Annotated in this window: 19 protein-coding genes; 9 read left to right on the top strand and 10 right to left on the bottom strand. The window is 42.7% G+C overall.

The window, feature by feature from the left end:
- Positions 1 to 166 precede the first annotated feature (166 nt).
- Both D2U88_RS17020 and D2U88_RS17015 read left to right on the top strand, forming a co-directional pair.
- Complete coding sequence (locus D2U88_RS17020; RefSeq protein ID WP_119641711.1) at positions 167 to 2,569, top strand: zinc-dependent metalloprotease; 2,403 nt, start codon at positions 167 to 169, stop codon at positions 2,567 to 2,569.
- An 11-nt stretch (positions 2,570 to 2,580) separates the two neighbouring features.
- Positions 2,581 to 3,606 (top strand): threonine aldolase family protein, encoded by a 1,026-nt coding sequence (locus tag D2U88_RS17015; protein ID WP_119641710.1) that lies wholly within the window; start codon positions 2,581 to 2,583, stop codon positions 3,604 to 3,606.
- A 142-nt stretch (positions 3,607 to 3,748) separates the two neighbouring features.
- Here D2U88_RS17015 and D2U88_RS17010 read toward each other — a convergent pair whose 3' ends face one another.
- A complete protein-coding gene (locus D2U88_RS17010) occupies positions 3,749 to 4,075 on the bottom strand; it encodes a YbaB/EbfC family nucleoid-associated protein (RefSeq protein ID WP_119641709.1) in 327 nt (108 codons plus the stop codon).
- A gap of 144 nt (positions 4,076 to 4,219) precedes the next feature.
- On the opposite strand from D2U88_RS17010, the gene D2U88_RS17005 reads away from it, so the two are divergent.
- The 3 genes from D2U88_RS17005 to D2U88_RS16995 all read left to right on the top strand — a co-directional run bounded on the left by D2U88_RS17005 (position 4,220) and on the right by D2U88_RS16995 (position 8,770).
- On the top strand, positions 4,220 to 6,274 hold the full coding sequence (locus D2U88_RS17005) for a S9 family peptidase (RefSeq protein ID WP_417935314.1): 2,055 nt from the start codon (positions 4,220 to 4,222) through the stop codon (positions 6,272 to 6,274).
- A gap of 71 nt (positions 6,275 to 6,345) precedes the next feature.
- The gene (locus D2U88_RS17000) at positions 6,346 to 7,386 is read left to right on the top strand and encodes a cysteate synthase (RefSeq protein WP_119641707.1); all 1,041 of its coding nucleotides are present in this window, start codon (positions 6,346 to 6,348) and stop codon (positions 7,384 to 7,386) included.
- A 124-nt stretch (positions 7,387 to 7,510) separates the two neighbouring features.
- Positions 7,511 to 8,770 carry a cysteate-C-fatty acyltransferase gene (locus tag D2U88_RS16995; RefSeq protein ID WP_119641706.1) on the top strand — a complete coding sequence of 420 codons (1,260 nt, stop codon included), beginning with the start codon at positions 7,511 to 7,513 and terminating at the stop codon, positions 8,768 to 8,770.
- A gap of 24 nt (positions 8,771 to 8,794) precedes the next feature.
- Here D2U88_RS16995 and D2U88_RS16990 read toward each other — a convergent pair whose 3' ends face one another.
- The 8 genes from D2U88_RS16990 to D2U88_RS16955 all read right to left on the bottom strand — a co-directional run bounded on the left by D2U88_RS16990 (position 8,795) and on the right by D2U88_RS16955 (position 14,712).
- Entirely contained in the window at positions 8,795 to 9,631 is an 837-nt protein-coding gene (locus D2U88_RS16990; RefSeq protein ID WP_119641705.1) for a hypothetical protein, read from the bottom strand.
- Between the two features lie 78 nt (positions 9,632 to 9,709).
- Complete coding sequence (locus tag D2U88_RS16985; protein ID WP_119641704.1) at positions 9,710 to 10,090, bottom strand: DUF1801 domain-containing protein; 381 nt, start codon at positions 10,088 to 10,090, stop codon at positions 9,710 to 9,712.
- Positions 10,091 to 10,105: 15 nt separating this feature from the next.
- Positions 10,106 to 10,498, bottom strand: a complete 393-nt coding sequence (locus D2U88_RS16980; protein WP_119641703.1) for a VOC family protein — start codon at positions 10,496 to 10,498, stop codon at positions 10,106 to 10,108.
- A 4-nt stretch (positions 10,499 to 10,502) separates the two neighbouring features.
- The gene (locus tag D2U88_RS16975; protein WP_147833606.1) at positions 10,503 to 11,081 is read right to left on the bottom strand and encodes a hypothetical protein; all 579 of its coding nucleotides are present in this window, start codon (positions 11,079 to 11,081) and stop codon (positions 10,503 to 10,505) included.
- A gap of 134 nt (positions 11,082 to 11,215) precedes the next feature.
- Positions 11,216 to 11,647 carry a DoxX family membrane protein gene (locus tag D2U88_RS16970; protein WP_119641701.1) on the bottom strand — a complete coding sequence of 144 codons (432 nt, stop codon included), beginning with the start codon at positions 11,645 to 11,647 and terminating at the stop codon, positions 11,216 to 11,218.
- Between the two features lie 20 nt (positions 11,648 to 11,667).
- The gene (locus D2U88_RS16965) at positions 11,668 to 12,483 is read right to left on the bottom strand and encodes a DUF2490 domain-containing protein (RefSeq protein WP_119641700.1); all 816 of its coding nucleotides are present in this window, start codon (positions 12,481 to 12,483) and stop codon (positions 11,668 to 11,670) included.
- A 61-nt stretch (positions 12,484 to 12,544) separates the two neighbouring features.
- A complete protein-coding gene (locus D2U88_RS16960; RefSeq protein WP_119641699.1) occupies positions 12,545 to 13,663 on the bottom strand; it encodes a GTP cyclohydrolase in 1,119 nt (372 codons plus the stop codon).
- Positions 13,664 to 13,728: 65 nt separating this feature from the next.
- Entirely contained in the window at positions 13,729 to 14,712 is a 984-nt protein-coding gene (locus D2U88_RS16955; protein ID WP_119641698.1) for a transporter, read from the bottom strand.
- 86 nt (positions 14,713 to 14,798) lie between these two features.
- Here D2U88_RS16955 and D2U88_RS16950 point away from each other — a divergent pair, with 86 nt between their 5' ends.
- The 4 genes from D2U88_RS16950 to D2U88_RS16935 are packed head-to-tail and all read left to right on the top strand — an operon-like array spanning position 14,799 to position 20,250.
- Positions 14,799 to 15,059, top strand: a complete 261-nt coding sequence (locus D2U88_RS16950) for a DUF4834 family protein (RefSeq protein WP_119641697.1) — start codon at positions 14,799 to 14,801, stop codon at positions 15,057 to 15,059.
- Positions 15,060 to 15,083: 24 nt separating this feature from the next.
- Positions 15,084 to 17,516 (top strand): glycosyltransferase family protein, encoded by a 2,433-nt coding sequence (locus D2U88_RS16945; RefSeq protein ID WP_119641696.1) that lies wholly within the window; start codon positions 15,084 to 15,086, stop codon positions 17,514 to 17,516.
- Entirely contained in the window at positions 17,516 to 18,784 is a 1,269-nt protein-coding gene (locus D2U88_RS16940) for a glycosyltransferase family 4 protein (protein WP_119641695.1), read from the top strand. The genes D2U88_RS16945 and D2U88_RS16940 overlap by 1 nt, the downstream gene beginning before the upstream one ends.
- Positions 18,784 to 20,250 (top strand): lipopolysaccharide biosynthesis protein, encoded by a 1,467-nt coding sequence (locus D2U88_RS16935; RefSeq protein WP_119641694.1) that lies wholly within the window; start codon positions 18,784 to 18,786, stop codon positions 20,248 to 20,250. The genes D2U88_RS16940 and D2U88_RS16935 overlap by 1 nt, the downstream gene beginning before the upstream one ends.
- Before the next feature lie 44 nt (positions 20,251 to 20,294).
- Here D2U88_RS16935 and D2U88_RS16930 read toward each other — a convergent pair whose 3' ends face one another.
- Positions 20,295 to 21,461, bottom strand: a complete 1,167-nt coding sequence (locus D2U88_RS16930; protein ID WP_119641693.1) for a hypothetical protein — start codon at positions 21,459 to 21,461, stop codon at positions 20,295 to 20,297.
- Positions 21,462 to 21,489 lie beyond the last annotated feature (28 nt).

Below are 21,489 nucleotides of genomic sequence, written 5' to 3'. Positions count from 1 at the left end.
CAATATTTTATGAAATAAACATTGTATAAAAATGAGGGGCTCAAACAAAGAAACAGATAAAAATCAACCTTAATTTTTAACAAATTAAGTTTTGTGCCCATCCCTTTTTAGATACCGTGTTTTTTAAAATGAATTCCATACTTTTAAGGTCTATTACAAACCAACTATGAAGAACTCAACTACCCTCATTGCATTGTTTTATTTTGTGTGCTCCGCTTTAGGTGCACAGACCTTTGAAAAGGCCAAGGATTTTCAAAAGTTCAGTGGCTATTTCAATTTTTTCTATGATGACAAGACTGACAAGATTTATCTGCAGGTCGACGATCTTGAAAAGGATTTTTTATACGTCTATTCCTTAAGTAGCGGGATAGGTAGCAACGATATTGGCCTAGATCGTGGACAATTGGGGAACGAGCAGGTGGTATTCTTCAAAAAAGCAGGAAATAAACTGTTATTGGTACAACCCAATTTAACCTTTAGGGCGATTACTGATAATGAACTGGAACGCAAGTCAGTCGAGCAGGCTTTTGCAAAATCCATTTTGCATGGATTTAAAATAGAGGAAGAGTCCAAAGGAAGCTACCTTATTGATTTTACAGATTTTTTGATGCGCGATGCCCATGGAGTGGCCAACAGACTGAAAAGGTCCAAACAAGGTTCCTATAGTGTGGACGCCAGCAAAAGTGCCCTGGCCTTTGAACGTACCAAGGCATTCCCAAAGAATGTGGAGTTTGATGTAACCCTTACCTTTAAAGGCAACCCGGAAGGTGCCTGGATTCGCTCCGTGACCCCGGACCCAAGCTTGGTTACTGTGGCCCAACACCATTCCCTTGTTGAGTTGCCCGACAATAAATATGAAAAAAGGGATTTTGACCCACGTAGCGGTTCCTATCCTTTTTCCTATTATGATTATGCTACTCCGGTTCAGGAACCTATTTTGAAGCAATTCATCAGAAGACATCGTTTGGAGAAGAAAAACCCAAGTGCTGCAGTGAGCGAAGCTGTGGAGCCTATTGTTTATTATTTGGATAATGGTACCCCAGAGCCCATTCGTTCCGCTTTGATGGAAGGGGGCAAATGGTGGAACCAAGCCTTTGAAGCCGCGGGATATAAAGATGCCTTCCAAATGAAAATATTGCCCGATGATGCCGATCCCCTTGATGTTCGGTACAATGTGGTGCAATGGGTGCACCGTTCCACTAGGGGATGGAGCTATGGTAGTAGTGTGACCGACCCACGTACGGGAGAAATCATTAAAGGTCACGTGAGTTTGGGAAGTCTACGGATTCGTCAGGATTTTATGATAGCTCAAGCTTTAATGAACAAACCGTTTGCGGAACGTGACGATAACTATCAACCCATGCTGGATCTGGCCTTGGCCAGGATCAGGCAGCTTTCTGCCCATGAAATTGGACACACCCTTGGATTTGCGCACAATTTTGCGGCAAGCACCGTGGACAGATCTTCGGTAATGGACTACCCACATCCACAATTTGAACTGGACGGGAACAACATCAGCTTCGCCAATGCATATGATACCGGTATAGGCGAGTGGGACAAGATGATCGTAGCCTATTCCTATTCCGATTTTCCAACGGGAACAAATGAAAAGCAAGCGTTGAACGCCATTTTGAAAAAAGCCCAAGATGAAGGATTGCGTTACATCTCCGATCAGGATGCCCGCCCAACAGGAGGGGCACACTTATTGGCCCATTTATGGGACAATGGAAAAAGTGCTAGTCAAGAATTGGAGAGCATGCTCGAAATCCGTAAAAAAGCCATCGATAATTTTTCCATAGACAACATTAGAAGTGGAGAAGCCTATTCTACTTTGGAAGATGTGTTTGTTCCCCTGTATTTTTTCCATAGGTACCAAGCCGAAGCAGTTTCCAAGATCATAGGTGGCTTGGATTATAACTATGCGGTTAAGGGAGGTGGCCAATTTGCCGTGAAACCCATCAATGCTGCTGTACAGGAGCAGGCCATGAAATCTATCCTCAAAACTTTGGATGCCGAAGTCATCGCCGTTCCTAAAGACAAGTTGGACCTTTTTCCGCCAAGGGCCATTGGGTTCAACAGAACAAGGGAATCGTTTAAGGGACGCACAGGGGTAAGCTTTGATGCCTTGTCAGTAGCCGAGACGGCCGCGGATATGACGCTTGGATTATTGTTGCATCCCGAGCGTGCTTCCCGCCTGATCCAACAAAAAAGTTTGGACAAAAATCAAATGGGACTCAAGGAAGTATTGGACGAAACCATCAAGGGCACTTTTGATCTTTCTCACAGGGATGATTATGAGGAGGAAGTACAGAACACGGTCAATTTTAGGGTGCTTTACCATATCATGAATTTGGCGGCCCATACCGATGTGCATCCACAGGTGAATGCCATTGCTTTGGAGGCCCTCAAGAATTTGAAGACACAATTGTTAGGCAATGGTAAGAATGCCATAGCAGCAGAAATGGTGCAGCGCATTGATGATTTTATGAAAGACCCTTCCAAATTTAAACTTATTGAGGTGCCACAAATTCCGGATGGTTCGCCCATTGGAATGGATTGCATGGACTAGTCTACATCAGCATGGAAATAAATTTAATCAGTGATACGGTCACCAGGCCCACTCCGGGCATGTTGGAGGCTATGATGAATGCCAAGGTGGGCGATGATGTTTTTAAAAACGATCCCACGGTAAATGCGTTGGAAGCAAAAGTAGCCGAGTATTTTGGTATGGAAGCGGCCCTATTTTTTCCAAGTGGGACCATGACTAACCAAACAGCAATCAAAATCCACACACAACCAGGGGACCAATTGATCTGTGACAAGTATGCGCATATCTACAATTATGAAGGGGGAGGTGTCAGCTTCAATAGTGGGGTTTCTTGTAAACTGGTAGATGGAAATAGAGGTATGATGACTGCGGAGCAGGTGGAAGCATCCATTAACCCGCCCGATTTTTACCACAGTCCGTTGACCACTTTGGTCTGTATTGAAAACACAACGAACAAAGGCGGTGGCGCTTGCTGGGATTTTACGGAGCTACAAAAAATTGGTAAAGTCTGTGAAGACCATAATCTCAAATACCACTTGGATGGTGCCCGATTATGGAATGCCTTGGTCAAGAAAGGGGAGGACCCAAAAGACTATGGTACGTTGTTCGATACGATCAGTGTATGTTTGAGCAAGGGCATGGGTTGCCCGGTAGGTTCGGTATTGGTAGGCAGTAAAGAACATATCGATAAAGCCCTACGCATTCGCAAGGTATTTGGTGGAGGTATGAGACAATCAGGATTTTTGGCTGCGGCCGGAATTTATGCCATGGACCACCATATTGAAAGATTGGCCGAGGACCATCAAAAAGCAGAAGAAATAGGGGAGGCGCTCGTTACCTTGGATTTCATCAAAAAAGTGGAGCCCATTGAAACCAATATCATCATTTTTGAAATTGATGAAATCAAAATGTCCTCTGCTACATTTTTGGAACAATTGAGCCAAAACCAAGTATCGATTATCGGAATGGGTCAGGGGAAATTGCGTATTGTCACCCATCTAGATTATACGGACGAGATGCACCAGCATTTCTTAAACATCCTGACAACCATAGGTTGAATTTGTCACTTTGAGCGTAGGGGAGAAGGATTACAAATTGGTCTCGACTGCGCTCGACCTGACATTTAAAGTTCAAGTATCATGCTCAAGTAGAAAACATCCAGTAATCCAGTAATCCAGTAATCTGAATACTTACAGCTAGCTACTTCATGAAGGAATCCAACCCCGGAATGTTGGGCATACCTTCCTTGGCCACAGCGGCCAATTCGGTTTCATTGATATTGGTGGCTTTTGCGATGGCTTTGTTCAGGGTAAGGATAAGGTAATCTTCCAGTTGTTCTTTATCGGCTAATAGTGAATCGTCAATGGATATGGATTTTATTTCGCGATTGGCGGTCAAGGTCACTTTCAACAATCCATCGACTGACTGCTCATCAACCAGAACCGTGTTCAAACGCGCTTTGGTCTCCTCCACTTTTTTCTGGGTTTCCTTCAATTTGCCCATCATTCCCATGATATCTCCAAACATAATTTCAATTTTAAAGGTGAGTAAGGTCAAAAGTAGTAAATTGGCTAAAACCTAAAACTGATGAAACTGACTATTTCTAGAATTCATATTCTGGTTTTATGCCTTATTTTTGCAAGCTCTTGCAAGAACAGTAAAGAAGAATCAATGAACATAGCCCCACCAGTGGCCCCCAAGCATCCAACCAAGTTGGAGAAGCACGGCGATGTACGGATCGATGATTATTATTGGATGAACAATAGGGAGGACCAGCAGGTTCTGGACTATTTGAACGCCGAAAACGAGTACTATCAAAAAATGACGGCACATACTGCCGCATTTCAGGAAGAACTTTATAAGGAAATGAAGGGCAGGATCAAAGAGGATGATTCCTCCGTGCCCTACAAACTGGATGGCTATTGGTACATCACCCGATATGAGGAAGGCAAGGAGTATCCTATCCATTCCCGAAAAAAGGAAAGTTTGGATGCCGACGAGGAATTGATGTTCGATTGCAACCAAATGGCCGAGGGGCATGAGTTTTTCAACCTAAGGGGGATTTCGGTGACTCCTGACAATACGTTGGCTGCTTTCGCTACGGATACCATTTCCAGACGTCAGTATAACATCCAATTCAAAAATCTGATAACAGGTGAAATTTACCCTGATGTCATTAATAACACCACAGGAAGTTCCGTTTGGGCCAGTGACGGCAAAACCTTGTTCTACACCAAAAAGGACCCTGTGACCCTGCGTTCAGACCGTATTTTCAAGCATGTACTAGGAACCCCTTCGGAAGATGATGTGTTGGTCTTTGAGGAACTGGATGATACCTACAACACCTTTGTGTACAAGACCAAATCCCGAAAATATATCGTAATCGGTTCTGGCAGTACCCTGACCACCGAATACCAAATTTTGAATGCCGATGACCCCAATGGGGAATTCAAGATATTTTCTCCACGCGAAAAGGGGGTGGAATATTCTATTTCGCATTATGATGGCAATTTTTATGTGTTGACCAATAAGGATGGGGCCACCAACTTTAAGTTGATGAAGACTGATGAGGAGCACACCACTTCCGATCATTGGAAGGAATTTATTCCCCACCGGGAAGAAGTTCTGTTGGAGGATATCGAAATCTTCAAGGATTACTACGTACTTTCTGAAAGGGAAAACGGTCTTAACCAAATGAAAATTTCAAGATGGGACGGCTCTGATAGTTATTACCTTCCTTTTGAAAGTGAAACCTATGTGGCAGGACCTTCCACTAATTTGGATTTTGATACCAAGGAACTCCGCTATTACTACAACGAAATGGGTGCGCCATATGCGATGATCGATTTCAACATGGAGACCAAGACCAAGAAGGTGTTGAAGGAACAAGAGGTATTGGGAGGCAAGTTCGATAAGAACAATTACAAGACCGAACGCCTTTGGGCCACGGCAAGGGACGGAAAGAAAGTGCCTATTTCTTTGGTATACAGAAAGGACACTCCGCTGGATGGCACTAGTCCATTATTACAATACGGATATGGATCTTATGGAGCTACCATTGACCCGTATTTTTCTTCGGTACGTTTGAGTTTGTTGGATCGTGGCTTTGTATATGCCATTGCCCACATTAGGGGAGGAGAGTATTTGGGCAGACCTTGGTATGAGGACGGAAAACTGTTGACCAAAAAGAATACGTTTACCGATTTCATCGATGTTTCCAAATTCCTGATTGAACAAAAATATACCAGCCCGGAACATTTGTATGCCATGGGAGGGTCTGCAGGTGGGCTTTTGATGGGGGCCGTCATCAACATGGCCCCGGAACTGTATCACGGTGTCATTGCTGCCGTACCTTTTGTGGATGTGGTGACCACCATGTTGGATGATACCATTCCTTTGACCACGGGAGAATATGACGAATGGGGCAATCCCAATGACAAGGAATACTATGATTATATCAAATCGTATTCCCCATATGACAATGTGGAGGCCAAGGCCTACCCGAACTTATATGTTTCCACTGGTTTGCACGATTCCCAGGTACAATATTGGGAGCCGGCCAAGTGGGTGGCTAAGTTGAGGGAGTATAAAACAGACGATAACCAGTTGTTTTTGGATACCAATATGGATGCCGGGCATGGCGGTGCATCCGGACGTTTCGAGGCTTTGAAGGAGACCGCCAAAGAGTATGCCTTTATTTTAGACCTTGAAGGAAAAGCCCTTTAAAAATAAAATATTACTTTTGCAGGGAACAATTTTCTTATCTTTAGAAAAATGTTCCCTACCTAATACCAGTTATGAAGAAACAGATAAATGCTTATAGCAGTATCCTAGACCTAATTGGAAGTACCCCCTTAGTCAAGCTTAACAAGATTACAGCCCCACTTACCGGAAACTTCTACGCCAAACTGGAAGCCTTCAATCCTGGGCATTCCTCAAAGGACAGAATTGCGATCCACATTATTGAGGAAGCCGAAAGAAAAGGTATCCTTCAACCAGGTAGTACCATTATAGAAACTACTTCTGGGAACACAGGTTTTAGTCTGGCCATGGTGAGCATTGTTAAAGGTTACAAATGTATTTTGGCCGTTAGCTCCAAATCCTCACCGGACAAGATTGATATGCTTCGCTCCATGGGAGCTAAGGTATATGTTTGCCCGGCACACGTAAGCGCAGACGATCCACGATCGTACTATGAAGTGGCCAAGCGCCTGCACAGTGAAACAGATAATTCCATCTACATCAACCAATACTTTAATGAACTGAACATTGATGCCCACTACAAGACCACAGGTCCTGAAATTTGGGAACAGACCAATGGCCAGATTACACATTTGGTTGCCTGTAGCGGAACCGGTGGTACCATTTCCGGTATTGCCCGCTATCTCAAAGAGCAGAATCCGAATGTAAAGGTTTTAGGTGTTGATGCCTATGGTTCCGTATTGAAAAAATACCACGAAACAGGTGAATTCGACCATAATGAGGTGTATCCCTACCGTATAGAAGGATTGGGTAAAAACCTGATTCCATCAGCTACTGACTTTAATAGCATTGACCGTTATATAAAGGTGACCGATGGTGAGAGTGCCCATATGGCCCGTAAATTGGCTCATACTGAAGGTATTTTTGCAGGGTACACTAGTGGTGCCGCCATGCAGGCCTTGTACCAATTGGATACCGAAGGTGAATTCACTGCCAACAGCAATGTAGTAGTGGTATTCCCCGATCACGGTTCACGTTATATGAGCAAGGTCTACAGCAATGAATGGATGGACAATCAAGGCTTTTTTGATATCCAAGATGCGGAAGTACCAGAAAAAATAGAATACATCAAGTAATGAATACTTCGCGATAATATTAAGGAACGGCAATGCAAAACATTGCCGTTTTTTTATGCTAAAAATTCGTTGTGCGAGCAACGTAAAAATATATACTTTTGCAATTGAATAAAATTTTAGGTAGATGAGAGATTTATTTGATAGAATCATTGAGAACAAGGGACCGTTGGGAAAATGGGCGTCACAAGCCGAAGGATATTTTGTATTCCCGAAATTGGAAGGACCCATTTCCAACCGCATGAAGTTCCAAGGAAAGGATGTCATAACGTGGAGTATCAATGACTATCTGGGTCTTGCAAATCGACCGGAAATTAAAAAAGTGGACGGTGAAGCCGCCACGGAACATGGAGCTGCTTACCCCATGGGTGCCCGTATGATGAGCGGACATACCGATTACCACGAACAATTGGAAAAAGAACTGGCTGCTTTTGTACACAAACAAGCGGCTTACCTATTGAACTTCGGGTACCAAGGGTTTATGTCCGTAATCGACGCCCTGGTTTCCAAAGATGATATTATTGTTTACGATGTGGATTGCCACGCCTGTATTATTGATGGGGTACGTTTGCACATGGGCAAGCGTTTCACCTTCAAACACAATGATCCAGAAAGTTTGGAGAAAAACTTGGAGCGTGCCACCAAAATGGCCAATGAGACCGGTGGTGGTATCCTTGTGATTTCCGAAGGGGTATTTGGTATGCGTGGGGAGCAAGGTATTCTGAAAGAAATTGTTGCCCTGAAGAAAAAATACAAGTTCAGGTTTTTGGTGGATGATGCGCACGGCTTTGGAACCTTGGGTAAAACCGGTGCCGGAGCAGGAGAGGAGCAAGGCGTTCAGGATGAAATCGATGTGTACTTGGCCACTTTTGCCAAATCCATGGCAGGTATAGGAGCTTTTGTAGCTGCTGATAAAGAGATTGTGGAGTATTTGAAATACAACCTGAGGTCTCAGATGTTCGCGAAATCCCTTCCCATGGTGTATGTGAAAGGAGCCTTGAAACGTTTGGATATGCTCCGTACCATGCCAGAATTGAAGGCAAAACTATGGGAAAACGTGAATGCTCTTCAAAACGGTCTTAAGGAGCGTGGTTTTGATATTGGAACCACTACCAGTTGCGTTACGCCTGTTTATTTGAATGGAAGTATTCCCGAGGCCATGGCCTTGGTAAAAGACCTTCGGGAGAATCATGGAATTTTCTGCTCCATTGTGGTATATCCGGTAATTCCAAAAGGATTGATCCTGTTGCGTTTGATACCGACGGCCACACATACGATGGAGGATATTTCAGAAACCTTGGATGCCTTTTCATCCATCCGTGAGCGTTTGGAAAATGGAACCTACAAGCGATTGTCCGCAGCGGTTTCTGCTGCGATGGGAGAATAATAAACTCTTAACAAAGACTAAAGGTTAGTTACAAGATACTTTGTTGCGCTGCAACGCATATTGGGTATTGCCTCTACGCCATCTTCCTTGTTTTACATCGTTGATGTTGAAAGGGTTTACATTGGATTGGCCATTGTAGTACAGTAAATAGACAGCGGGCTGTCCTTGATAAGAAACCAATTTCCAGTATCCAGAATTGCTTCCACGTGAAGCTCCATGCACGTTACCACCATAGTCACCTTCAACACTAAAAGAGCCATCATAATTTATGGTAAAGGTCCCATTGGAACAGAAATTTACATAGGTGATGGAACTGCCGGTGTTGTCATTGACATAGGAGGTTCTTTGGTAATACACCAATTGGCTACCGGAAACAATATTGTATACCTCTTGGTTGTTTAAATCTGGGTAAGGACTCTTCAAACCGTTTTGAGCCGATGGGGATTTGGCCTGCGGGGCATTCGAATTGCTGTTCTGACCGGTACCAGTCCCATAATCCACCATGTAAGGAGTGAGGTCGTAGCCGGCCAAATTATGTTCATCTGAATATTTATAGAACGTTTCATTATACCCGGTCGCTGCAAACAACATTTGTCTCTCACCTAATTGGGCGGTAAAATCAATGGGGCCGTTCAAGCCAAATATCTTGCCTGTCAAACGATTTGCAGATTGTTCGGCCCTAATGGCAAAACTTGCTCCAGCTGTTGCAAGCATACCGTGATATTCGTCACCCATTTGCTTAAATTGAATGGAAATTGAGCTATTGCTGTTCAAAAAGGTTCCTTCAATAGAGGGTGATTGGGAAAAAGTACAAAAGCTGGCAAAGAATGCCGCCAATAAAGTCAGTGTTTTCGTTTTCATAAGGTTGTTAATGGTGTTCTTAAATATCGTTTATATTTTGGACACCACAGTCGTTTCAATATGAAAAACAAAGAATGTTCAAGAAGTTGCCTGTATCCAACTTTTAACGATTTCCATCAATTCAGTTTTTCCTTTCCCAATATCATCCAGATTTTTAAAGGATGCGATGGCCCTGTCATTTCCCTTCCAAACAAGCAGTTTCGATCTTGAAGAAATCATAGGCGCTTTAGGTTGCTCCAGCTTTTTGGCCCCACGATGAAAAATCAATTGGATTTGTTTTGGGGGGTGGATTTTCATGGTAATCCTGTCAGCATCATCAATGCTGTAATTGGGGCCGTTCCACTTCACATTTTCAGTAAGCCTATCTTCAGCATTCAAAATCAATGTCCTAAGGTGTTCAATCTCGGTCCGTAACGGATGGTTGAGCCCATCTAGAAATTCTGTAACTTCTTGGTTCATATGGGTAGCGTTTGTTTAAATTTTCTTTTGGATTTGCCAATAATGACCAAAGGGGTCCCTGAACATGCCCTGTCGATATCCATAGTCATGATCTGTTGTGGGATTAATTAAGATAGCACCTGCCGAAATAGCTTTTTCCATCACTTGCTGCACATCGGGAACGAACAAACCGATTATCGTGGTGACACCCTTCGCACTTTTAGGTTCAAGGGAGTCTATTCCTCGCATGGTTTCATGTACGTGGAAAATGGCACCATCGAAATCCAATTCGGCCACATGGATACTGCCGTCATCATTCCGGAAACAAAAATGTTCAACCGCTCCCCATCTGGTATAAAAATCGATTTCGAATGTCCCATTTGGAATATGCAGTTCGGGAGCGAAGTGGGTCAATCTTTCATTCAGCATAAGTTTAGAAAAGATTGAAGGTTAAAAAGTACTTGTATCCGCCTTGGTTGATCATAATCCAGGCAGCTAATTTATCCGTCTCAGGGTCGAACAGTAATGAACCAAAAGGGTTTTCGGGTTCATCCTTTCTGTAATAAGCAAAAACGTTGGAATCTTTCGTATACATTTTTTTACCATCGATACTTTTTTTGGCCACTTTTTCGTCAAATGGCTCATAGATTTTATGATCTTTATAAAATCTAATGGGTTTTGCATCCAAATTTTCCAATCCAATGCTGTCCAAGGTTTTTCTGAAATACTGGAAGAGGTCATCAAAGGCTGCCAATCGCTTTATCTTTCTTTGTTGGACCGTATCGCTCAGGACATTGTCAAAATAGATATATTTCTGGAACAGCGTGTCTTTGGAAATTTCGGTTTCCTTCTTTTTATGGACATAATGGACCAACTCGGTAAGCTTTGTATATTGGGCCTTTTCACTTTCACTCCATTTTTCGGAATTTAGTTTTTGCCCAGAGCAGATGTAGGGTGCCAATAAAAGAAACCCGATTACTATTTTGCCTATTTGGGTTCTCATATAACGCATCGCTTCTAAGTTTATGGACTTACTAAAATTCAGAAAAAACTGCCATAAAACCAATAATAAACAGGTCAAATCAAATGAAGGTGCTTTCAGAATGCTCTATTTCAGAAAGGCTGATGTTTTTGGAGAGAAGGTTTTTAATTTTTCATCTTAAAAATCAAACTATCCAATTCCAAATATTTTTCCTTCATCAAGCTGAGCGCAAAAGCACAGCCGGCCGCGCTAAAAACCGAATAATCAAAAGCACCCTTGATTCCTGTTGAAAAAGTCATGGACATTGCGAACAATAACAGTAGCATACCGCTCAACTTGGCGAACAATTCCGTTTTAAATCCAATCAATAAGAAAATTGCAAAAACTATCTCGGCCACTGTAGCCAAAATTCCTAGGGCAGGTATGAACGATTGTGGCATCCATGGATTGATCAACCCGGTATAGGCAAGGAAATTTTCCCAATTGCCCCAAACGGATATTTCCGGGCTCCAAATTCCAAAGCGATCTGCGACGGCGGATAGAAAACTGCCAGCCAAAGCCAGGCGCAAAAAGAGTTTTACATATTTATTCTTCATGTTATAATCTTGTATTCAACTTATTCTGCTGCATCCTTGGGATTTGGAATGACTGGATTTTGATAAATGGGATCAAGGTCTTCGTCCTTTTTATGCGATACGTTGAGTGTATGCGTCAATTGCAACCAAAAAGCATTGGTATGGATGTATTGCCCGGCAGTGGAGGTGTTAAAAAATTGATTGTTCCAAGCAAGGGCCACGGACATCCATTTGTTGAACTGCACCGTAGGGGAGACCACAAACCGATTCTTGTCGAAAACATTATAGACAATTTCCTTTCCAGCATTGATCATCACCTCGTCACTGATACCCAAACTCAATTTAAAATCAGGGTTTTCCTTGGAAAGGGCCGTAATGGGAATACGCGTTGAGAGCGCGTACCGAAATCGAAGCGCAAAGGTGTTGTCCGATTGGATGCTCCCGTCCACAACAGGGTTATGAAAACGTTGCTCAAAACGAAAACGATGATTCAGCCCAAACTTTTTTTCAGGGTTGGCCCTGACCAGCAATTCCTCATACGGTCTGAATTCCGCAAGATAGGTTCCTCCGTCTCGTTTTAGCTCCGCATAGGTGAACCCACTACTCAAACGAACGGTCTTGTTCACGTTATATCCTGCTCCCACCCGACCAAAGAAAAGGGTGTACTTTTCAAAACTATCCCGCCATCTGGTTCCCGTGTTACCAAAGAGCATCCACTTTTCACTTGTGATAACGTTCAGATTGTACTGTACCCATTGTTCCCCTCGGTGGATGATTTCTTTTTCCTGGGCGTTATCTTGGTTAGGCCACAAGAGTATCAACAGGAGTAGCCCTATAACGGGCCACTTAATCTTCATGGAGACTAGTATTTTGGTTTGTTGGAGGTTGTGAGGTTGGCATTTGGTTGGTTATGTTGGGTTATAGATCTTTTCTATAGGTACGTCTTCTTTTATGGGTTACGGGATCAAAATGCTTCCACATTTGTCTAATGGCCACATTTTCTTCCAACTCAGGCGTACGAATGCAATTGACCACTCCTTTTTTCTTGAAGGTATGATGAAACTCGTTGAAAATGATAGAAGTGACCCCCTTGTTTTGATAGGATGGATGAATACCGATCAAATAAAAAATAACATCCTTGCTGTTCTTTTTGGCACTCAACAGATGAAAAATCCCTGTTGGAAAAAGTTTTCCATTGGCTTTTTGCAAGGCCTTGGAAAAAGATGGCATAACAATCGCGAAAGCCACCAGATTATCTTCGGAATCCACCACAAATTTGATGTATTCCGGATTGATGAAACTGATATACTTCTTTTTGAAATATTCTTTTTGGATGTCCGTTATCCGAACAAACGATGAAAGCTTGGCATAAGATTCGTTGAATAGGTCGAACATCTTATCCACCCACGGCATGATTTCGGAACTTTTCTGAAAGTTCATTTCCTTGAGGCCATAGCGCTGCTTGATCAACACATTGGCTTTCTCAAAAAGCTTGGGGTCCGCATTGGCCGCCAAAAACTTGTTCTCCAAATATTCTTTTTCCTTTACAAAACCGTGGTGTTCGTAATGTGATGGGTAATACGGATGATTATACCAGGTGATCATGGTGCCGATATGGTCAAACCCTTCAATAAGTACGCCTACTTTGTCCAGGTTCGAAAAGCCAACAGGCCCCTCCATATACTCCAGTTGATGTTGCAACCCGATTTCCTTGACCTTGTCCAAAAGAGCTTTGGAAACTTCCAGATCATCCTCAAAATCGAACCAGCCGAACCTCATTTTTTTCAACCCTTGGTCATTCACTTCCAACCAATTGATGATGGCGGCAATCCGCCCGACTACTTTGTTCTCTTTGTAAGCCAAAAAGAAGGTTGCTTCTGCATTTTGGAAAACGGGATTTTTCTCAGGGTCAAAGGACTCCATCTCGTCATTGATGATGGGAGGCACCCAATAAGGTGAACCTTTGTACAGGGAAAAGGGGAATTTTACAAAGGTTTTTAAATCTGATTTGGATTGAACCTGCTTTACGGTAACCATAGATCCTATTTAGAACCTCAATATTAGGAATATTACCTTCAGCAGAAAAATGATGGACACAAAACTTAGAAATCTATGTCATCTTTGTTCTTTTTCTTCTTCTTTTTTGAGTTTTTCTTATTGGCATTCTTCTTTATTGAACCATTCTGACCAGCTTTTTGATCATCTATGGGAATGAGTTGGTCTTTATGGAAGTCTAAACGGTATGAAAAGCCCAAAACCACAAATACACGCGAAGGGGAATCGTTAAAGCCAGAACCCATGTGAATGTCCGCCTGAAAATTGGGGCTGATCAAACGGGCCACACCGGTACGCAGAATAACATCGGAATAGCGGTCGCTGGAAATCCCCTGTCCTTCAAAGAAAACGCTCCAGCGGGGATCTCGAAAAGCGTGGCTAAGCGATAAGGCCACACGCCATTCCGGGAAATCGGTACCAATACGGTCGTATGCGATATTGGAAATCAATACAAACCTTGGGGACAATCTACTTTGCGTATTAATAGCTCCCCGGTAGGAAAGGCTCGGGTCACCTGGATAAAATGGATTGTCGTTGAATAAAAAGTTCGCTCCCGCGTACACCGATACGGCAGGAATCAAATTCTTCCATTGAAAAACATTATTGGCCCGCCAGCTATACAAATTGGGTTTGTTACGCTCAGGATTTTTGTAGGGGTCATAGACCAGATATTTCAAGCCCAAACGATTTCTGGAGAAATTGGTCAGTTTTCCTTCAATGTTGTAATCGGGATAGGTGATGTTTTGTTTGATGAAAGATCCTTCAAGATTGATTTCCAGTTCCTCAAAAAGCAATCCGTAGCGTAGCGCAAAATCGGTTCCGAAAATGTTCGAATCGGAGTTCAAGTCTGCATTGTCCTGCTGCTCGTACAGCAATCCAACCTCTACCTGGGCCACGTTTTTTCCCACGGCATAGGCACTTACGGCTCTTCCGGGTCTGTTGGAATTGATGACGTCTGTATACTGCGCACACAACAGGGCAGGGAACAGAACCAATACAAAAAGGCACTTTTTAAGCATGGAGAGATCCATATAACTGGTTTTTAATACTATTTTAAGATACGTTTGACCGTTTTCCGTTACTAACAGTGTAATTTTGATACAATAACTGAGGTTATATGGTTTTACTAAAAACGATTTTAATTGTCATATTAGTATACTACGCCCTGAAATTGCTCTGGACATGGTTGGCTCCCAGATTGCTCAATTATGCGGTGAAGAAGACCAGTGAGCGGTTTGGCCAACAATTTGGCGATAATCAAGGATACGGGAGAACACAGGAAAGGGAAGGGGAGACCTCCATATTTCAAAAGCCTCCCAGAAAGTCCAATCCGTCAAAAAAAGTTGGAGAATACATAGATTTTGAAGAAATTGACTAATATTTGTCTTTTCAAAACCTATCCATGAATCTTTCTCCAAAGGCCCTAATAACCCATATTTGTGTAATCGGACTGCTGATTCTTGTGTCATTGGTCTATTTTTATCCAGTGCTACAGGGCAAGGCCATTTTTCAATCGGATATTGCCTGGTACAAGGGCATGTCCAAGGAAAGGGACGATTACAAAGCGGCCACCGGAGAAGAATCGTATTGGACCAATAGTGCTTTTGGTGGGATGCCCACGTATCAGTTGGGGGCCAATTATCCCAATGATTATGTCAAGAAATTGGACCACCTGATTCGATTTTTACCTAGGCCAGCGGATTATCTTTTTCTATACTTACTGAGTTTTTACATTTTATTACTCTGCTTAAAAGTAGATTTTAGGCTGGCGGCCCTGGGGGCTCTTGCCTTTGGATTTTCTACCTATTTGATTATCATCTTGGGCGTTGGGCATAATGCGAAGGCCCATGCTTTGGGATATATCCCCATGGTCTTGGGTGGGATTGTTTTGGTTTTTAGAAAGAAATATATCCTTGGATTTATTTTGACGGCTTTGGCCATGGCGTTGGAAATCAGTGCCAACCATTACCAAATGACCTATTATTTTATGCTCTTGGTCTTGGTGATGGGCCTTGTGTATTTGGTGTATGCGATTAAGGAAAAGGAACTGAAACACTTTTTTGTCTCCGTTGGAATTTTGGCATTGGCTGTTGTACTCTCCATTGCAACGAACGCCACTAGTCTGATGGCTACCAAGGAATATGCCGATTGGAGTACCCGCGGTAAATCGGAGCTCACCATAAACCCAGATGGAAGCCCTAAAGAAGTAACCAATGGATTGGACAGGGAATACATCACCCAATACAGCTATGGTATCGCAGAGTCTTTGGATTTGTTTTCACCCAGGCTTTTTGGGGGATCGGGAGGAGAGGATTTGGGTAAGGATTCCAAGGCATACGAATACCTGACCAATCAAGGATTGCCTCCTAGCAAGGCATTGGAATTTTCCAGTAGTTTGCCTTTGTATTGGGGTGATCAACCCATTGTGGCGGGTCCGGCCTATGTTGGGGCCATCATTTTCTTTTTGTTCGTACTGGGTGTTATTTTGGTGAAAGGGAAGAAGAAATGGTGGTTGTTGATTGGTGCCATCTTGTCCCTGGTTTTATCCTGGGGTAGGAACTTTTCAGTGCTCACTGATTTTATGATCGATTACTTTCCATTATACAACAAATTCAGGGCAGTTTCTTCCATTCAAGTGGTATTGGAACTTTGTCTCCCTGTATTGGGAATATTAGGTTTGTGGGAGCTTTTCAAAGCTTCCGTGGATAAAAAGGAAAAACTCAATGCCTTAAAATGGAGCTTTTTCATCACCTTGGGATTGGGAGTTTTTATATTTCTGATCAAAGGCTTTTTCAGTTTTGAAGGCTTGCGAGACGAAGTATACCGTGGGTATTTCGGGGATGATGTCATGACCATGATCAAACGTGATCGCGAAGCTGTTTACGTAAACGATACCATACGTTCTTTGATTTATGTGGTTTTGGCCGCTGCAGCCCTATGGTTTTTCATCAAAGAAAAAATGGGAAAGAACCTATTGGTCTTGGCATTGGGTGCTTTGATTCTGTTCGATTTGGTGGGCGTGGATCTTCGTTATGTGAACGAGGACGATTTTGTGCGACAAAGAGAAGTGAACGAACCCTTTCAGGCGAGTAAAATTGACCAGTTGATTCAACAGGACGATTCCATTTTTAGGGTTTTTGACCCGGAAGAAGGAGTCAATGGTTCCAGAACATCCTATTTTCATAAATCGATAGGGGGGTACCATGCCGCCAAACCCCGTGCCCTGCAAGATCTGTTCGAGTATCACTTGTACCAGAACAACCTGCAGGTGTTGAACATGCTTAACGTAAAGTACATCATTCAAAAAGATGATGATGGCAGTAGTTTCCCAGCTATCAATCCAGATGCCAATGGCAATGCATGGTTTGTTGATCAATTGTTGCCCGTTTCCTCTGCTGATGAGGAGATTATGAAACTAAAGGATTTCAATTCCAAAAAACAGGCGGTGATTAATACCAAAACCTATCCTACCCAAACCAAGCTTCGTTTTGAAGTGGATTCATTGGCAAATATCGGTTTGGTGGAGTACCGTCCTGACTATCTTAAATACAAATCCTCAAATGCCAACGATGGATTCGCGGTCTTTTCCGAGATGTACTACCCATCTGGTTGGGATGCCTATATTGATGGTAAACCCGAACCTCATTTTAAAGTGGATTATGCCCTTCGTGGTTTGAAGGTCCCTGCCGGTACTCATGAAATCGAATTTAAGTTTGAACCGCAATTAATTGAAAAGGGTGGTCAGATTGCATTGGCCGCTAATATCTTATTAGGTTTGATCGTTGTTGGAGGAGCGGGTTACTCACTCTTTGGAAGAAAATCCAAGGATTCGTAATGCAAAAGATCTTGGTCATAGCATACTATTGGCCTCCTGCTGGGGGACCAGGGGTACAGCGATGGCTAAAGTTTGTAAAATACTTGCCTGAACTTGGTTATGAACCAGTGGTTTATGTCCCTGAAAATCCAAGTTATCCCATCACGGACCGTAATTTGGTAAAGGAGAGTCCCGCAACAATTCAAATCCTGAAACAACCAATCAAGGAACCCTATGGTTGGGCCGGACTGCTATCCAAAAAGAAAACCAAGACCATTAGTTCGGGAATCATTCAAGATAAAAATCCTTCTTTAGCGGAAAGGATACTTTTGTGGATACGCGGCAACTTTTTTATACCGGATGCCCGTAAAGGTTGGGTAAAACCCTCAATCCATTTTTTGGCCAAGGTTATTGCGGATGAAGGCATTCAGACCATTATTACCACGGGGCCCCCGCACAGTTTACATTTGATTGGATTGGGTCTGAAAAGGAAATATGATATTCATTGGATTGCTGATTTTAGAGATCCTTGGACCTCCATTGGATATCACAAAAAATTAAGGTTGACTCCGTGGGCCGCTAAAAGGCACAAATCGCTTGAAAAAGAAGTGTTGGTATCTGCGGATAAAATAGTAGTGACCAGTCAAACCACCCGGAAGGAATTTGAAGACATCACCCCAAAACCTATTAAAGTAATCACCAACGGATTTGATGAAAACCTTTCACCAAGGGAATTGGATCAGGATTTTACCATTTCACACTTAGGCTCGTTATTGACAGGTAGGAATCCCTTGGGGCTTTGGCAGGCTATAAAGGAGCTTATTGCTGAAAATGAAACTTTCCAAAAAGCATTGAAGATTAAATTGGCAGGTGTCATCAGTACTGAAGTCCAGAAAAGTTTACAATCTTTCGGTTTGGATACTTTTGTGCAACAATTGGGATATTTACCTCATGACCAAGTACTCGAAACCATGCAATCCTCCCAAGCATTGTTGCTACTTGAAATTGATTCGGAAGAGACTAAGGGCATCATCCCTGGTAAATTGTTCGAATACCTGAATGCAAAACGGCCCATTTTAGCCATTGGTCCAAAGGATTGGGAGGCAGGAAGCATGGTCGAGAAATCCAAAGCGGGCAAGTTCCTCCAACATTCCGATGTAGCGTTGCTAAAAACTGTACTTTTGGATTGGTTCAACCAATACCAAGAAGGAAAATTGGAGTGTCACTCCGTGGGAATTGAACAATATCACAGGAGGGCACTTACGGAATCCTTGGCAAAATTCATATAATGGGCGTTGTTCTCAAACAATCGGTACAAAATTTGGTGGTGACATACATGGGCTTCGTTTTTGGGGCCGTGAACACACTTTTTCTTTACACAAAAATATTACCCGCTGAATACTATGGCCTTGTGACCTTTATTCTGGCCTCTGGTGCCATTCTAATGCCTTTGATGGCCTTTGGGGTACAAAATACCTTGGTGAAATATTATAGTTTTTATTCCGATGATGAAAAGGATGGGTTCCTTACCCTGATGGTACTTGTGCCGCTGCTTGGAATCATCCCCGTGGCATTGATCGGACTTTTTTGGTATGACCCTTTGGGAGACTGGGTTTCCCAGGTCAACCCCATAATAAAGCACTATTTGTGGTATGTTTTTTTGGTGGGCCTTGCCATGGCCTACTTTGAAGTGTTCAATGCTTGGTGCAAGGTGCATATGAAATCGGTCTTTGGCAATTTTATGAAAGAAGTGTTTGCCCGAGTAGGGGTTTCCATACTATTACTCCTTTATTATTTTGAGGTGATTTCCCTTGATTTGTTTTTCAAGTGCTTGGTTGGTCTTTATTTGTTGCGTACCATTATTATCAAGATTTATGCATTTACCCTTAGGTATCCCAAATTGAACTTTCATTTCCCAGCAGGAACAAGGGAAATTCTTTCCTATTCGTTTTTGATCATTTTAGGAGGCTCGGCCGCTCTGATCCTATTGGAAATAGACAAAGTGATGCTCAACCAGTTCGTCAACATAGAAAATGTGGCCTATTACGGGGTTGCCGTTTATATTGCCACGGTGATCATAGTGCCTTCCAGGGCCATGCACCAGATTACCTATCCCTTGACGGCTGAGCTGTTGAATCTGGGGGATTCCGAAGGGTTGAAGAAATTATATCAAAGAAGTTCGCTGACCCTTTTTATTGCTTCTGGGATTTTATTCGTGTTGATCATATTGAACTTGAATGACCTGTATTTATTGATTCCAGAAAATTATAGGAGTGGTTTTACCATTGTGTTTTTGATTGGATTTGCCAAGGTGCTGGACTCTATTTTGGGCAATAACAATTCCATTCTTTTCAACTCCCAATACTATAAATCGGTATTGGTATTTGGGGTAGGGTTGGCCATTCTTACCATTGTGCTCAACTATTGGCTCATTCCTAAAATGGGGATGGAAGGTGCTGCCTTGGCCAGTTTTGTTTCCATTTTAATATTTAATATGGTCAAATTGGTTTTTGTGAAAATGAAATTTGACATATTGCCATTTACCCAAGCTACACTTAAGGTGTTGGCCACATTGGTATTGCTTTCCGTACTGTTCAATCTGTTTCAATTTCCGTTTCACCCTATCATCAACATAATTTTGAAATCTACTTTGATCATGGTGATGTACGTGGGTATTCTTTACCGCTTTGATATTTCGGAAGATGTAACGGGCATTCTATCCAAATGGTTGAAAAAAATACCCCGTAGCGGATAAATCCAACTACGGGGTAAACAACTAACCAACCTAAAAACTCTCTTTTATTCGTTGTGTCTGGAACTTCTTGTTGTAGAAGCTCTAGAGCTACTTTTCTTTGCTACGGTATTGGAGCTACGGTTTCCGTTACCATTGGAACTCCTTGCTACCGTTCTTTTGGATTCATTTCCCCTGCTCACTGTGGCCCTACTATTATTGCCTCTGGTTTCAGGCTTTTTGTAGGTACTTTTAGTGGTGCGGGTCACTGTTCTACTATCTGGAGTTGTTTTTACCGTCCGTTGGGTAACACTCCTACTGTTAGGCGTACGGGTAACACTTTTCTGTGAAATTTCCCTGCTGCTTCTAGCATTATTGTCAGCTCTTCTGTAATCGCTGTTCTTTACGGTCCTGGAAGTAGTGGCCTGTCTTTTTACCGTATTGTTGGAACGGGTCACGGCATTGCCTTTTCTATAGGAATTCTGCTCCACATATTTATTGCTTCTGCCATAATCCCCACTTCTACGAATACTGTTGTCACGTACGGTTACCCTTTTATCATTTCTATAGATGTTGTCCCTTCTATAGTGATTGTCATTGCGATACACTTTACCTACATGAGCATAGGCTCTTCTGGTGTTGTATCTGTAAGGGGCATAGTATGTATATCGTACGGGGCTGTAATACCTTCTATAAGGAGAGGTGTACACATTACAGAACCCGATGGCAGGTCTTGCAAAATACCTATGGAATGGTCTGTACACATAGTATCTGTTGTATACGTTGATATATCCGGTATAGTGGCTGAATACACCGCCATTGTAGTACACATGAAGACCACCGATTCTACGGACTCTACCATTATTGTACCAGATGTCTACACTACCAATTTGTGAAACTCTACCATAATAATCGTAGAATACAGGAATGTTCTCTACTTGGATCACGGCACCGTAATCGTCATATTGTACATAAGGGTTATAATCGTAACCGGAGTTGAAGGTAATCCCAACATTCCCTATCTGGGCACCTATGCCAACGTTCACGCGACTATCCATGTAGAAGTCGAACTCACCATCAGGATACACTGAAAAAGTAACCCCGTCTTCCACAAAAATGAAGGAGTTTCCATATCCACGGATGGTACTGGTGCTAACTGTATTTTCTATGGTTGCGGCCTGGATGTTCGGTAACCCAAGAGCAACTGCGGCTATTAAGAGTACTAACTTTTTCATACTACAAGGTTTTATGTTCTAGATGCAA

The sequence above is a fragment of the Flagellimonas aequoris genome, assembly GCF_003584165.1.
GTDB lineage: Bacteria > Bacteroidota > Bacteroidia > Flavobacteriales > Flavobacteriaceae > Flagellimonas > Flagellimonas aequoris.
This window is presented reverse-complemented; position numbering and strand designations above follow the sequence as displayed.

Coding starts and splice junctions, on each gene's coding strand:
- D2U88_RS17020 (WP_119641711.1), top strand. CDS start 167: ATGAAGAACTCAACTACCCTCATTGCATTGTTTTATTTTGTGTGCTCC.
- D2U88_RS17015 (WP_119641710.1), top strand. CDS start 2,581: ATGGAAATAAATTTAATCAGTGATACGGTCACCAGGCCCACTCCGGGC.
- D2U88_RS17010 (WP_119641709.1), bottom strand. CDS start 4,075: ATGTTTGGAGATATCATGGGAATGATGGGCAAATTGAAGGAAACCCAG.
- D2U88_RS17005 (WP_417935314.1), top strand. CDS start 4,220: ATGAACATAGCCCCACCAGTGGCCCCCAAGCATCCAACCAAGTTGGAG.
- D2U88_RS17000 (WP_119641707.1), top strand. CDS start 6,346: ATGAAGAAACAGATAAATGCTTATAGCAGTATCCTAGACCTAATTGGA.
- D2U88_RS16995 (WP_119641706.1), top strand. CDS start 7,511: ATGAGAGATTTATTTGATAGAATCATTGAGAACAAGGGACCGTTGGGA.
- D2U88_RS16990 (WP_119641705.1), bottom strand. CDS start 9,631: ATGAAAACGAAAACACTGACTTTATTGGCGGCATTCTTTGCCAGCTTT.
- D2U88_RS16985 (WP_119641704.1), bottom strand. CDS start 10,090: ATGAACCAAGAAGTTACAGAATTTCTAGATGGGCTCAACCATCCGTTA.
- D2U88_RS16980 (WP_119641703.1), bottom strand. CDS start 10,498: ATGCTGAATGAAAGATTGACCCACTTCGCTCCCGAACTGCATATTCCA.
- D2U88_RS16975 (WP_147833606.1), bottom strand. CDS start 11,081: ATGCGTTATATGAGAACCCAAATAGGCAAAATAGTAATCGGGTTTCTT.
- D2U88_RS16970 (WP_119641701.1), bottom strand. CDS start 11,647: ATGAAGAATAAATATGTAAAACTCTTTTTGCGCCTGGCTTTGGCTGGC.
- D2U88_RS16965 (WP_119641700.1), bottom strand. CDS start 12,483: ATGAAGATTAAGTGGCCCGTTATAGGGCTACTCCTGTTGATACTCTTG.
- D2U88_RS16960 (WP_119641699.1), bottom strand. CDS start 13,663: ATGGTTACCGTAAAGCAGGTTCAATCCAAATCAGATTTAAAAACCTTT.
- D2U88_RS16955 (WP_119641698.1), bottom strand. CDS start 14,712: ATGGATCTCTCCATGCTTAAAAAGTGCCTTTTTGTATTGGTTCTGTTC.
- D2U88_RS16950 (WP_119641697.1), top strand. CDS start 14,799: ATGGTTTTACTAAAAACGATTTTAATTGTCATATTAGTATACTACGCC.
- D2U88_RS16945 (WP_119641696.1), top strand. CDS start 15,084: ATGAATCTTTCTCCAAAGGCCCTAATAACCCATATTTGTGTAATCGGA.
- D2U88_RS16940 (WP_119641695.1), top strand. CDS start 17,516: ATGCAAAAGATCTTGGTCATAGCATACTATTGGCCTCCTGCTGGGGGA.
- D2U88_RS16935 (WP_119641694.1), top strand. CDS start 18,784: ATGGGCGTTGTTCTCAAACAATCGGTACAAAATTTGGTGGTGACATAC.
- D2U88_RS16930 (WP_119641693.1), bottom strand. CDS start 21,461: ATGAAAAAGTTAGTACTCTTAATAGCCGCAGTTGCTCTTGGGTTACCG.